Here is a 13,183-nt window from a genome sequence, read left to right as displayed (position 1 = left end):
GTTTCGGTTGATATGAAAACTCTATCGGTTCACTTTTATCAAAGATCACCTATTATCGCTTCCCGAGCTGATGTCGCCCCCCGAGCTGATGTCGCATCCCGAGCCGATGCCGCCTCCTAAGCTGATGTCGCCTCCTAAGCTGATGCCGCCTCCTGAGTTGATGTCGCATCCCGAGCCGATGTCGCATCCTGAGCCGATGCCGCATCCTGATCCGATGCCGCCTCCCGAGCTGATGCCGCTTCCCGAGCTGATGCCGCTTCCCAAGCTGATGCCGCTTCCCGAGCTATTATCGCCTCCTAAGCCGCTGCCGCCTCCTAAGCCGCTGCCGCTTCCCAAGCTGATGTCGCCTCCCGAGCTATTATCTCATCCTGAGTTGATGCCGCTTCCCGAGCTGTTGCCGCCTCCCGAGCCGATGTCGCATCCCGAGCTATTGTCGCCTCCCAAGCTGATGCCGCTTCCCGAGCGATTATCTCATCCTAAGCCGATGCCGCTTCCTAAGCTGATGCTGCCTCCCGAGCTGATGCCGCTTCCCAAGCTGATGCCGCTTCCCGAGCTATTATCGCCTCCTAAGCCGCTGCCGCCTCCTAAGCCGATGTCACCCCCTGAGCTGATGTCGCTTCCTGAGTTGATGTTGTATCCCGAGCTATTATCTCATCCTAAGTTGATGCCGCCTCCTAAGCTGATGTCGCCCCCTGAGCTATTGTAGCCTCCCGAGCCGCTGCCGCCCCCTGAGCTATTGTAGCCTCCTGAGCTGATGCCGCCTCTTAAGCTGATGCCGCCTCTTAAGCTGATGCCGCTTCCCGAGCTATTGTCGCATCCTAAGTTGATGCCGCCTCCTAAGCTGATGTCGCATCCCGAGCTATTGTCGCATCCTAAGTTGATGCCGCTTCCTAAGCTGATGTCGCCTCCCGAGCTGATGCCGCTTCCCGAGCCGATGTCGCATCCTGATCCGATGCCGCCTCCCGAGCTGATGTCGCTTCCCGAGCTGATGCCGCTTCCCGAGCGATTATCTCATCCTAAGCCGATGCCGCCCCCCGAGCTGATGTCGCCCCCTGAGCTATTGTAGCCTCCCGAGCCGCTGTCGCCCCCTGAGCTATTGTAGCCTCCTGAGCTGATGCCACCTCCTAAGCTGATGCCACTTCCCGAGCTGATGCCGCCTCCTGAGTTATTATCGCATCCCGAGCTATTGTCGCATCCTAAGTTGATGCCGCTTCCTAAGCTGATGCTGCCTCCCGAGCTGATGCCGCTTCCCGAGCCGATGTCGCATCCTGATCCGATACCGCTTCCCAAGCTGATGTCGCCCCCCGAGCTATTGTAGCCTCCCGAGCCGCTGTCGCCCCCTGAGCTATTGTAGCCTCCTGAGCTGATGCCGCCTCCCGAGCTCTTATCGCCTCCTAAGCTGATGCCGCCTCCTAAGCTGATGTCGCATCCTAAGCTGATGCCGCTTCCCGAGCTGATGCCGCCTCCTGAGTTATTATCGCATCCCGAGCTATTATCGCCTCCTAAGCCGCTGCCGCCTCCTAAGCCGATGTCACCCCCTGAGCTGATGTCGCTTCCTGAGTTGATGTTGTATCCCGAGCTATTATCTCATCCTAAGTTGATGCCGCCTCCTAAGCTGATGTCGCCCCCTGAGCTATTGTAGCCTCCCGAGCCGCTGCCGCCTCTTAAGCTGATGCCGCTTCCCGAGCTATTATCTCATCCTAAGTTGATGCCGCTTCCTGAGTTGATGTCGCATCCCGAGCTATTATCGCTTCCCGAGCTATTATCGCTTCCCGAGCTATTGTTGTATCCCGAGCCGCTGTCGCCCCCTGAGCTATTGTAGCCTCCTGAGCTGATGCCGCCTCCTAAGCCGATGCCGCATCCTAAGCCGATGTCGCATCCTAAGCCGATGTCGCATCCCGAGCCGATGTCGCATCCTGAGCCGATGCCGCATCCCGAGGCTATTATCTCATCCTAAGTTGATGTCGCCTCCCGAGCTATTATCTTATCCTAAGTTGATGCCGCTTCCTAAGTTGATGCCGCTTCCTAAGCTGATGCCGCCTCCTGAGTTGATGTCGCCTCCCGAGCCGATGCCGCTTCCCGAGCTATTATCTCATCCTAAGTTGATGCCGCTTCCCAAGCTGATGCCGCTTCCCGAGCTATTATCTCATCCTAAGCCGATGCCGCCTCCTGAGTTATTATCGCATCCCGAGCTATTGTCGCATCCTAAGTTGATGCCGCTTCCTAAGCTGATGCTGCCTCCCGAGCTGATGCCGCTTCCCGAGCCGCTGCCGCTTCCCGAGCGATTATCTCATCCTAAGCCGATGCCGCCTCCTAAGCTGATGTCGCATCCCGAGCTATTATCTCATCCTGAGTTGATGTCGCTTCCCGAGCTATTATCTCATCCTGAGTTGATGCCGCTTCCCGAGCGATTATCTCATCCTAAGCCGATGCCGCCTCCTAAGCTGATGTCGCCCCCTGAGCTATTGTAGCCTCCCGAGCCGATGCCGCCTCCTAAGCTGATGTCGCCCCCTGAGCTATTGTAGCCTCCCGAGCCGATGCCGCCTCCTAAGCTGATGTCGCCCCCTGAGTTATTATCGCATCCCGAGCTCTTATCGCCTCCTAAGCTGATGCCGCTTCCCAAGCTGATGTCGCATCCCGAGCTGATGTCGCATCCCGAGCTGATGCCGCTTCCCGAGCTGATGTCGCCCCCTGAGCTATTGTAGCCTCCTGAGCTGATGCCGCCTCTTAAGCTGATGCCGCTTCCCGAGCTATTATCGCCTCCTAAGCCGCTGCCGCCTCCTAAGCTGATGTCGCATCCCGAGCTCTTATCGCCTCCTAAGCTGATGTCGCTTCCTGAGTTGATGTTGTATCCCGAGCTATTATCTCATCCTAATCTAAATCCCAAACCAAATTTTTCGAGTTATTTGTATGAGCATGTTTAATACGCTGTACAAATTCTGAACCTCTCGCTGCCTCTCCGAAATTTGAGTTTTGCTATTTTTAGTACCTCCTCTTTAGTTATTCTCTATTGAGAATAGGCTATTTGGCACCAATATTAAAAAACGCTCATATGTCTCGAAGTTACTGCTAATACAGCTACTATCGCCAAGGTAGCATACAAAAAGCCTTCCCCCAAAAAATTCCAGGGAAGGCTTTCTATCATTGCTACTACAAGCTCAGCCTCGTGCTATATGTCGGCTTATGAACGCTTAAATAGGTTTTTCACTCTTGCTATAAATGACTTATTCTTACTTGCTGAGAAGTCAAATGATTCTTCCATAAACAGTTCCTCTTCGAATTGCTCCTCAAATTGCTCCTCGAAATACTCTTCTTCTTCGAACAACTCCTCAAAATATTCCTCTTCGAAGTATTCTTCATCGAATGTAGGTTCTTCGTATGCTTCTTCTTCGTATGCTGGCTCGTCGAATGTTAACTCTTCTTCTACAAATTCCTCGGTGTATTCGCTTACAAATTCGTCTTCATAATTCTCCTCGATTACTGGTTCGTTGAATGCCGGTATCTCTTCTTCTTCAAACTGGCCGATCGCTTCAAGGTCGACTCCTAGCGAGATTAGGTTCGCTTCTACCGCTTTGACTTCTTCTGGTTTTTCGTATGGTAACGCGACGATCGGTATAGTGATTTGGAATGTTCTTTCGGTTCTATCCCCGTCTGTGACAACGGCTACAAATTTGAATATTCCGTCTATTCCAGCTTTGGCTGGTGTTGCTGAAAGGGCTTTCTTGAAGGCTGTGTATTTATCATCGATTGTAACTTTAGCTTCTCCACCTATCGCTTCGCCCACTGCTGCGTTGAGGTACATCATCATTTCGCTGCTAGCTCTTAGCTTATCTGTTGCCTTTTTGTCGGCTAAGACATATGGTCCTACACCTTCCTCGTATTCGAAGCTTCCATCATCTTTTGGATCAACCTTTTCAAGTAAACCGCTTGCATTGTACACGTAAGTGGCTGCAAATGTAGGGAATGATTCTAGCGCGGCCACGAAGTCGCCTAATACATCTTCTGGATTTTGCTCTATAGCCAATGCAGTTTGGTCCGCACTAGATGTAGAATCAATGCCTTGGGTGAACTTAACTGCAAAGGCGAATGATCCGGCTGCCTCTCGGGTCGGTGCCTTAAATTCTGTAGTGATAATTTCGAAAGTTACGTCCTCGATAACATCATAATTATGAGCTTCATCTGTACTGTTGTCTCCCAATCCTTCGGTTAGTAAGTTGGTGATTTGCTTAGAAATTTGCGCCTTCGCTAACGCTTCTGTAGTCGCTGGATTCTCAAGAGTATTCTCAATACTATGAGCTGTTGTTTTTACGTTCGCTGTGTAGATTGTATTAGCCATATCAACTGCTGCCTTGTCGGCTGGTGAACTCACGGTGTATGGTGCTGCCGTTACTTTAGCTGTCAACGCCTCTTTAAATATAACGGTGTAATACTCATCGCTTGCGCCAGTTCCAGCAGCATCATCGTTGGTAACTTCAACCAATTCGCTTACGATAGCTGGTTCGGCGATCATTAGGATTCCAGGAACCTCGTCAAAGCTTAATCTCAATGCTACGTTAAATTCTAACTTGCCATCTTCTCCTTTTTTGTTTTCGGTATCTGGTGTTTGATTATCGTAGTCATCAGTCGCCGCTGTTATTTTAGTCAGATTTTGGGCGTCAGTTAATGCGTTGTCTTCAGCAGAGTCGGCTGCGACAACAAACACTTCTATCGCCGAGTCGTTGATCAAGTTTTCGATTTGTATCTTCAAATCAGCTGCGACTGCTTTTGCTTCAGCTGCGAGTTTTGTATCGTCGTCTGCGTCAACTGCTTCTGCATCGCGGGCCGCTTTCGCTATCGCACCGTCTACTACAAATTCTGTCTTGGAATGAACTTTCGATGCCGCCATTAGTACATTCGTTTTGCTTATAGCGTCCCACTTATATGGTGTCGCCGCTACTTTGAAGGTTGCATCAACAGTTACCTCTTTGTCAGCTGCATCTGCATCTTCTGCCGCTTGGGTATTAGTTAACTTGATTTTTGCTGTACCACTGCCTGCTTCACCTTCTGGTTCCTCTGCGGTTCCAGCTGTTGGCTCTGTAATCTTTGCATCAATAACATCTACCGTGATAGTTTCATTTGCTATAACAGATTCAACGAGATTTTTGATATACGCTGTGGCACTTGCGACAGTTGAACCAGCTGGAAGGATGATTTGGTTCTCATCTTCGCCATCGAATAATGTTTTTACCGCTGTTTCGGCCGTTGCCATTGTAGTCTCTTCGTATATACCTTTCATTTTACGTACATTTAAGAATTCATCGTGTGCTTCAGTGAGATCAGCAGACACTACGTCTCTTAAAAACTCGACAGCATCGACTGTTTTTTCGAATGTACCTAGTGCCGTTCTCGCTGTTGCGATAGCGGTGTTCATTGTTCCAATCTCTGTTGCTGATGCGTAATACACCCCTTCTGGTAACTTCGCTATTGCTGTTTCCTCGGATGCGACTCTGGTTAATTTGACTGTTGTGGAATATTCTGCCATTTTGGCGTTGATTGCCACTTTTTCGGCGTTGATTGAATTGAGTGATCCTATTCCAGATAGTTGTGGTTCGTCTGCTCCAACTTCCGCTCCGCTTGGTGTTTTATTTGCCAAAATATTTTCGAATTGGTCGATGGCACTTTGTAAATCGGCGCTCGCTTGCTCATAGCCTTCTTTCGCTCCTACCGCTGTATACGGTTTATTGTATGCTGGCATCGCTCTTTTTGCTGCCATTGATATGAATATTGTAGGTCGTATCGAGTCTGCGTTCTCCGTATCGCTATATTTAAATCCGTCCACGTTCGCACCTGTTACCCAGATGACTCCGTCTGCTAACTCAGTTCCTTGATAATTACTTATGCGAGTTTTTACGTATTCATTCGCTTGGTCGATTTGAGCTTTGAGAATTAATCTCGCTTTTGCCGCATCGGTCATCTCGCCTTCCAATGTTCCTTCTTTTGGTTCCGTTTTGTCTAATACCGTTGTTATTGTTTTAATGTTAGTTTTTAACTGATTTATTGTAGTTCTTCCGTTGCCTTTTAAGCCAGTTACAGGGTGCGGATTGGTCCCGGCATTTATAATCGAGTTTGTTGCAAGTGTGACTTGTGCATTCAACGAGGATATTGTTGGTCCAGTAAGCCATTTCTCGCCTACCGGTACGTCTTTGCCAGTTGCACTTGTGAAAATTGGTGTTTCCCCGTCGTCTCCAAATAAAATTGCATTCGCCTCGTCGACAAGTCCTTGCAATTCTGATACTAATCCATCTCTTTCATCAAATCTTCCTTCGCCTTTAGCGCTTGCTACTTTCGCCAACGTCGTTGCCGCGTTGTTCAATATAGTATATGCGGAGGTCAGGCTCTTGGTATTTGCCGCTGGAGCATTGAGTGCTGTTTGCGCTACGATCACTGCGTTTTTAAATCCGTTGTAATTTACCATCGGTACCCAGTTATATGAACTGTCGACGTCACCACCGTCTCCTGATAACGTTCCTCTTACTGCGACCTCGATAGCTAATTCTCCACTCGCCATGCTAATGTCTTCCTCGAGTACACCGTTTTCATTGAATCCAAGTACACTGAAACCTTGTATTATCGAATTTGCTAGTGTTTTGTATGAATCTTGATACGCTTCTGATGCCTCGCTGATAGAAGAATCTGATGTTTTTACTGCCGCGTCGAACGCTCCGTTGGCTTTCTCTAACGCTGCAATCGCGTTTGTTAGGATGATTTGATTTTTTACTTTATCTGCGGCCATGTCGAATCGGTCTAATGACGTTTGCGCTCCATTGATTGCTGCTACAAATTGATTTACTGCGACACTTGGTATCCATTGAGTATCGGTTGGTACATCGATTCCATTGGCTTTACTTGATACGCGGATATCTATTCCGTTTTCTGCTTCTTCTTCGTCGATTCCATTTCCGTTGCCATCGTCGCCGTCTTCCATTTTCTCGAAGTTATAATCTTCATCTGGAATCAATTGGTCGTAGCCATACGAGTTGCCCGCAGTTCCGTCTGATAATGTGTATTTAAAATGCGGTCTTGGTGCTCCTTTGAGGTATACAAGGTCGTTGACTTTGGCTACGGAAAGTTCGATAAGGCTGCGGATTTCTGATGTCTCCACTAAGTTCGTTCCTTGCTGTACTTTCGGAACAATCTCGTCGATCACTTTGCCTTCTAAATCTCTTCCGTAGAACAATTCGTATGCTCTCTTAATATTATTGAGCGATACGACAAGCGCCGGAAGGCTAGTTTTCGATGTTGGTTTATCAGGGTTGGCAAATTTCAAAAGAACGTTTTCCGCCACTGTTGCTGCGTTAAGAATCTTGGTTACTTCAAGTTTGGTTGACCAATATTGGTTTACCGCGACGTCGGCTCCGTTGAGTAAACTTTGTGCTAATTGATCTGCTGCGATGATCGCCCCATCGGCATAAGTTTCGTTTCCTTTTCTGATGTTGTTCACATACGTTTGCATTGTCGCCGCCACTGATGCGTATAATTCTTTCGCTCCGTATTGAGCGGTTCTCTCGAAGTTGGCGATGCTATTATTAAGTATCAGTTGCGCTTTGTCTAACGATGTTTCAGTTGCTAATGTATGCTTATATGCATTAACAGCGGCCTTGACAGCTGTCGTCGCTGCATTGAGCGCCGCTTGCGATGTCCAGCGATCTCCAGAATCTGGAATTAAATTGCCGTCTTTATCTTCTCCAGATACATCGGTTCCGAATGCTGTACTGACAACGATTCTGCCTTCATCTATAATTACGGCATTTTCATCTTGAGTCCCGTCTTCCAAATATGCTTTTTGGCCTATCAAAACTGTCGCGTAATTTATTCGTGCTAATAATTCGGCCTTGGCTGCATTAAGTTTAGTCAGCTCATCTGGATTTGCGGTGCCTGGTGATGGCTTGAACGCCGCTCCAAGACGCGCGTTAGTTGTAAGTTGTGCAACAAGATTTTTATTAAATATGGCAGATGCTTTTGCGGTGGTGGTTGTATTGTTTAATAATTTTTCGGTGTTCGTCAACGCTGCCTTCAAACCATTTAATTGTGCGGATGTTACCCAATATGTGTCTTTAGATGTTGAAGCACCTTTGTTGTCGCTGGCTACAACTTCTTTGCCGTCTTTCATTAATAGAGCTTCGGTGCTCACGTAGCTATTGTATAGATCGATTTTCGCGTTATTCTCGATTTCTACATCTTTAACTTCTTTCGGTGCTTGATTTACTAACAATGCAAGTGCTTCTACTTCTTCGGCTTCTACGTCTTCGCCCGCATCTTCTACTACTTTTATCGCCGCTTTCAACGCATCGATGTATGTTTTCTCAAAGTATACCGCCTCACCAAATGCGGTTGTGATCTCGGCATCAGATAGGCCATAAATAATTTTGCCATCGCCATCCTTTTCCTCCGTGTCAGCTGCTGTAAGAGCGGCTAGCGTAAGAACATCGAATCCACCTGGTAGCTCGCTGACTAACGCATCTCTATTGTCGACAGGTTCATCAGGATTGGTAGTATCTACAGCACCGCCAGCTACTTCGTCAGCTCCATAGATAATTACTTTCGCTTTCTTAACCCAGTCACCAGCTGCAGCTTCATCAACAGCCTCTATTGTAGTTGGTACGAACTCCGTCACAACTTTAGTGAAATCTATTTGACTTGTAAAGTAGTCAGATTTTAATTTTCCTACAATATTGGTAGCTTCCGTTTTTTGATCTTCAGTTGCATCATCGCCGAATGCAATTATGAGGTTTTCTTCATCTTCTGCTGAAAGCTCAAGATCCCCTACTGCTGCTGCACCAGCCGCTTTAAGAGCCTTATCTGCATCAGTATCTCCTGTTACAGCGAGGCCGGCTTCGATTGTATTGAGGGTATTTATGGTATTAGCATATTCGTATACTATATCTTCGTTAAGACTAGTTGCCAAATTGACTAATTCCTGTGCTTCGATGATAGCGTCTTTGAGATTTTTGAACATCGTTGGAGTTACCCAGTGTGTTGTAGTACCTGTTTCAAGTTTTTCCTCAGATGCTACGCCATTCTCATCGCATTCATAAATACCATCAAGTGAGAATACTAATGTATCTCCCAATATAATTTCTGTCGTTAAATCTATTACGCCATCAGCAATTGTTAGTCCTTCGAATACATCTCCTTTTACGAACTCTTCACCAGCGGCGTCTTTGAATGTGAAGTCACCGCTTAATTCTGTTCCGGCGCCAATTAAAGCTTGAGCAGCAGTTGCGGCTGTGTTGAAGGCTGTTATATCGATATACGCTTTGGATGCCTCATCAAATTTCACTTTCTCTGCTGTCAACTTAGCTATAATGTTATCGAAGTATTTGCCATTCGAAGTAATCAATTTGTTGAGGTCCGCAAGGCTCTTGGTTTTTACTTCTTCTGCTGCTTGAACGGCCTCGATAAAGTTCTTGGATACTCTAGTATTTACATACTTCTTAGGAGCCGAACCATCAGACTCACCACTAGTATTCAACCCGTATGCCTTGCCTGTAACAGAGTTAATTACGCCAGTGGTATCGTCACTTACGTAGATGTGAGCTGGGAAGTATCCAATTATTGTATCGTCAGTCTTGTCGTCTGCAGTACCATTATTATCCACAAATTTAGCTACAGTTACTTTGGTGTCATCAGCTGTGCCCGCCGCCACATATCCAAGAGTATCACGTGAAGTTACATCTGTTGCCTCTTCAATGGTGTATAGCTCCTCAAGAGCCGTTTTGAATTCCTCTAATTTTGCTTCAACAGCCTCTGTTTTTACTGGCTCTTTAGCTGCCTTCTCGAAAGCCTCCTTAGCTGCATCGAGTTCTTTTTTCGCTTCTTCGAAGTAATCTTCACCATTCGCCGCCGCTGACAATATATTTGCTAGAACATCTTCGTTGAGCTTTAATTCCGCATATGGCTTCGTAGAGTCTGGATCGAATGTACTTTCGGCATCTGCTTTCTTATCATCAGATGGAGTTGAAGGTGAGGTTCCTTCTTCTACAAGATAAGCTGCAATCTTACTATCTTCAACAACTTTCACAGCGGCCACAATTGCTAAGTTATATGCCGACAGAGTTGCTTCATCAACCCATTTCTCTGGAGCTTCATCAACAGTCTCCCACTTGCTAGGAGTAGCCCCGTTATCAGGAGAAGGGGTGTATTTCACAAATGTATAGCCACCATCTTTTGATACCATAAGATCTTTTGAATCTGGATCTATATAAACTGTTCCAGTATCCACGCGGATTAGATCTCTAATTGAGCCATCTGCGGCATCTGGCTTGGTAGAATCTTCCATATTAGCATCTATCGCCTCAACTAGATCAGCTCTTTTGGCATATGACACAACTTCCTTCTTAGCATCTTCGAAAACTCCCACCGCTGTTTCAATTTTATTGACTATTGCTTCGATTTCGCCATTTAAGTATTTAGCAACTAAGTCGTCGTATAGATCTTTCGCATTCTTGATCGCATCAGAGTGAACGTCTACTATGCCCTCAGCTGGAACAATAGTCTCATTGCTAACCAACAACGCTACTGGGTCGATTGCCGCAAACAATGCATCAAGATCCGCTGGAGTTACGTAGCTCTCGATAGCAGTCGTATCGATAAGTTTCTGATTCTGGATATCGCTATATGCAGCAGATTTCGTGTTACCGTCTTTCTTCGTTAATGTAAATCCGGCAGGTGCCTCGGTGAATACTTCACGAGTGATAGAGAAAATACCTTCGTTTGATAATGCAGTTTTGCTAGTAGCCACTATTGCTCTTTGCTCTGTAATAACAGGAGTAGGTTCAGTCGCAATATCTTCAAGTGCAAAGACTGGTAATGTAACGAACTCTTCCACAGTAGCCAAAGCTTCGGTAATCTTCTTAACCTCTTCTTTGAAGTTGTCCTGGAGACCCTCTTTAGCGGCCGCATCATATGCCGCAATTGCCGCTTTCACCTCTTCGATTTTTGCTTCTAACCTCGGTATTGCGACTATAGTAGTAATTTCATTAACTTTAGTTTGATTTTCTTTAAGTAATTCATAAGCACTCAATAATACTGTGGCAAGGGCATCGCGTTCTTCTACAGTTACCCAAGACTGTGCTTCAGGAATATCTACGCCATTAGTTGAAATATTAAAGAAGTTCGTTTTGGCAGTTATTGAAGTAGTGTCAGGATCAATCTTGATATCGCCAATTTCCGTTGGAGCGGTGCCCGCAACTTCGGTATTATCTGTACCCACAGCTTTTTGGTTAGCGAACGCAGGAGTAGTTGTATCTATCGTTACTAGTGCGTATGTCTTCTTAGTACCATCCCAAGTCGCATAGCCGAGGTGAGCTAAGTATTGCCCTAATGTATTTGCCACAATTTTCTGCTCCGCACCAGTGCCCATTTTAGCAAATTCTACCATCTCTTCGCCAAATGCCGCCATCTTCTCGGCTACAAGAGTGATTTTGGTATCCGCATCATAATCATTTTTAGCCGCCGCTGAAACTCCCGCACTGATTTCTGCACGGTATGCTTTATATTCGGCTTCAGTATCAACACCAGCTTCTCCGCCATTTTCTGTAATATCTTTACCATCATAAAGTTTCATCTCATCAACCATTGCTTTTACAGCTTTAAATTTTGCATTTGCTTCCGCCTTGGTGATGTACTTAAGAGGAATTTCTCCAGTTACCTCTACGTCAGCTAATTCAAAATTCTCAGTTACAAGATCATATGGATCATCAGTTACTACTGGAGCAATAAAGAATTTAGAGTCATCATCGAATCCCATATCCTTTGCATCTACCTTCAGAGCACCCGTGCCAGGGTATGCCGCGATACCAGTGGCCGCTGATTTTGGAATACTTCCATCTACCGCCTTAGTATCATTAGTGTATACATATATAATCCCCGTGGTGGAATCTTCAAAGGCAGGTACTCCAGGGATGGTTCCAGCAATAGCATCGGTAGATGTCAATCCCGTCATCGCCAAGGCGATTTTGGTGTCTAACGCAAATTTAGCTGGATCAGCAAGTTCGGCTGAACCTTTTTCAGCTGCAAGATATTCGCTATATGCATCTTCTAATGCCGCGATGGTTTCATCAATATTTTCAGCGGTTGTGTGATTCTCCTTGGTGCCAAGCATCTGTTCAATTTTGTAGAAAGTCTCATCTGGTAGCAACGCTATAGCTTTTGCACCCATAGCTAACGCAGTGCCGTTAGTATCAACCTCATTTTTGAATTCATTACCCGCAGCAAAAGTTGAGAATGCTGAAGTAGTAGCATCTGGAGAATCTAATAATTCCACCGCCACACCGAATCCATTAGTTGCATCAGAGAGAATTGTGGTATCTTTGTATACATTCATCAAAGTTTCAACAGCATCATCGAGAGCAGACTTCAATGCATTATAAGTTTCCTGCGTTACCCAGTAATTGTTTTCGGATACATCTGAGCCGTCTTTACTAATCGCAATTGATACCGCCGTTGTCGGATCACTAACATTTACAGTTTTGGTGCTGTCTCCGAAATCGAATGGTTTTTCATTTGCAGTATCCGCATTCACTGAAGCAAACTCAGAGAAATCCATATGAGCATCAACGTAATGAATCTCAGCTTTTAGCGTATCGATCAAAGTTTTGTATTCCGAACCTGCGCCCACTTCAATCTTCAGTTTCTTCACATTATCAGTAGTGTCCTCAATTATTGTTGTGAGAGACTTGAGATGTTCCACCAATCCAGGATTAGCAGATTTAGAAATAGTTGTGGTGCTAAGCATTTTTTTCAACTCGGAAAACACATTGTCATCGTCCTCTAGCAAATCAATATACCCTTGATCTTTAGAAAACTCCAAACCTAATATGTCAGAAATATGCAACTCGGTAAACCTGAGTGCAGCATTTAAGTTAGTGTCAATCGCTAAGTCTTCTATATCTACATCTACCTCATCTGGGAAATCTGCACTATAGCCGATTGCATTAGTATCGTCAATTGTACTGACGCCGTCGACTGTTTTAGTTGCTGCCTCAATTAACTTCCCAATAGAATTATCTGGGTACGACGGAGTAGTTCCAAAAGCATCAATAGGTGCGATAGTAATAGCGCCGGTAGCCAATAAAGTAAAAGCCATTTGTTTACGATATTTTTTTAATAAAGACATAAAGTCATCTCCTTTTCAAATAGAACA

At 45.9% G+C, this 13,183-nt stretch carries 10 protein-coding genes; 9 read left to right on the top strand and 1 reads right to left on the bottom strand.

The window, feature by feature from the left end:
• Positions 1-70 precede the first annotated feature (70 nt).
• The 9 genes from EPU_RS14085 to EPU_RS13405 all read left to right on the top strand — a co-directional run bounded on the left by EPU_RS14085 (position 71) and on the right by EPU_RS13405 (position 2,924).
• Entirely contained in the window at positions 71-706 is a 636-nt protein-coding gene (locus EPU_RS14085) for a hypothetical protein (protein WP_242650833.1), read from the top strand.
• A 48-nt stretch (positions 707-754) separates the two neighbouring features.
• Positions 755-1,066, top strand: a complete 312-nt coding sequence (locus EPU_RS13015; protein WP_156778367.1) for a hypothetical protein — start codon at positions 755-757, stop codon at positions 1,064-1,066.
• Between the two features lie 48 nt (positions 1,067-1,114).
• Positions 1,115-1,318 carry a hypothetical protein gene (locus tag EPU_RS13425; protein ID WP_156778366.1) on the top strand — a complete coding sequence of 68 codons (204 nt, stop codon included), beginning with the start codon at positions 1,115-1,117 and terminating at the stop codon, positions 1,316-1,318.
• Between the two features lie 48 nt (positions 1,319-1,366).
• Positions 1,367-1,642 (top strand): hypothetical protein, encoded by a 276-nt coding sequence (locus EPU_RS13010; RefSeq protein WP_010165959.1) that lies wholly within the window; start codon positions 1,367-1,369, stop codon positions 1,640-1,642.
• Between the two features lie 30 nt (positions 1,643-1,672).
• Positions 1,673-1,822 (top strand): hypothetical protein, encoded by a 150-nt coding sequence (locus tag EPU_RS13420; protein WP_156778365.1) that lies wholly within the window; start codon positions 1,673-1,675, stop codon positions 1,820-1,822.
• Positions 1,823-1,834: 12 nt separating this feature from the next.
• Entirely contained in the window at positions 1,835-1,957 is a 123-nt protein-coding gene (locus EPU_RS14245; protein ID WP_255347247.1) for a hypothetical protein, read from the top strand.
• A 4-nt stretch (positions 1,958-1,961) separates the two neighbouring features.
• Positions 1,962-2,471, top strand: a complete 510-nt coding sequence (locus tag EPU_RS13415; protein ID WP_029487764.1) for a hypothetical protein — start codon at positions 1,962-1,964, stop codon at positions 2,469-2,471.
• Positions 2,472-2,537: 66 nt separating this feature from the next.
• On the top strand, positions 2,538-2,705 hold the full coding sequence (locus EPU_RS13410) for a hypothetical protein (RefSeq protein WP_156778364.1): 168 nt from the start codon (positions 2,538-2,540) through the stop codon (positions 2,703-2,705).
• 12 nt (positions 2,706-2,717) lie between these two features.
• Positions 2,718-2,924, top strand: a complete 207-nt coding sequence (locus EPU_RS13405; RefSeq protein WP_156778363.1) for a hypothetical protein — start codon at positions 2,718-2,720, stop codon at positions 2,922-2,924.
• A gap of 257 nt (positions 2,925-3,181) precedes the next feature.
• Here EPU_RS13405 and EPU_RS01090 read toward each other — a convergent pair whose 3' ends face one another.
• The gene (locus tag EPU_RS01090) at positions 3,182-13,156 is read right to left on the bottom strand and encodes a hypothetical protein (protein WP_010165957.1); all 9,975 of its coding nucleotides are present in this window, start codon (positions 13,154-13,156) and stop codon (positions 3,182-3,184) included.
• Positions 13,157-13,183 lie beyond the last annotated feature (27 nt).

The organism is Candidatus Epulonipiscium viviparus (assembly GCF_000171335.1).
Taxonomy (GTDB): Bacteria; Bacillota; Clostridia; order Lachnospirales; family Cellulosilyticaceae; genus Epulonipiscioides; species Epulonipiscioides viviparus.
Note: the sequence above shows the minus strand (reverse complement) of the source record. Positions and strands in the feature narration are given on the sequence as shown.

Coding starts and splice junctions, on each gene's coding strand:
- EPU_RS13410 (WP_156778364.1), top strand. CDS start 2,538: ATGCCGCCTCCTAAGCTGATGTCGCCCCCTGAGTTATTATCGCATCCC.
- EPU_RS13010 (WP_010165959.1), top strand. CDS start 1,367: ATGCCGCCTCCCGAGCTCTTATCGCCTCCTAAGCTGATGCCGCCTCCT.
- EPU_RS01090 (WP_010165957.1), bottom strand. CDS start 13,156: ATGTCTTTATTAAAAAAATATCGTAAACAAATGGCTTTTACTTTATTG.
- EPU_RS13015 (WP_156778367.1), top strand. CDS start 755: ATGCCGCCTCTTAAGCTGATGCCGCCTCTTAAGCTGATGCCGCTTCCC.
- EPU_RS13420 (WP_156778365.1), top strand. CDS start 1,673: ATGCCGCTTCCCGAGCTATTATCTCATCCTAAGTTGATGCCGCTTCCT.
- EPU_RS14085 (WP_242650833.1), top strand. CDS start 71: ATGTCGCCCCCCGAGCTGATGTCGCATCCCGAGCCGATGCCGCCTCCT.
- EPU_RS14245 (WP_255347247.1), top strand. CDS start 1,835: ATGCCGCCTCCTAAGCCGATGCCGCATCCTAAGCCGATGTCGCATCCT.
- EPU_RS13415 (WP_029487764.1), top strand. CDS start 1,962: ATGTCGCCTCCCGAGCTATTATCTTATCCTAAGTTGATGCCGCTTCCT.
- EPU_RS13405 (WP_156778363.1), top strand. CDS start 2,718: ATGCCGCCTCTTAAGCTGATGCCGCTTCCCGAGCTATTATCGCCTCCT.
- EPU_RS13425 (WP_156778366.1), top strand. CDS start 1,115: ATGCCACCTCCTAAGCTGATGCCACTTCCCGAGCTGATGCCGCCTCCT.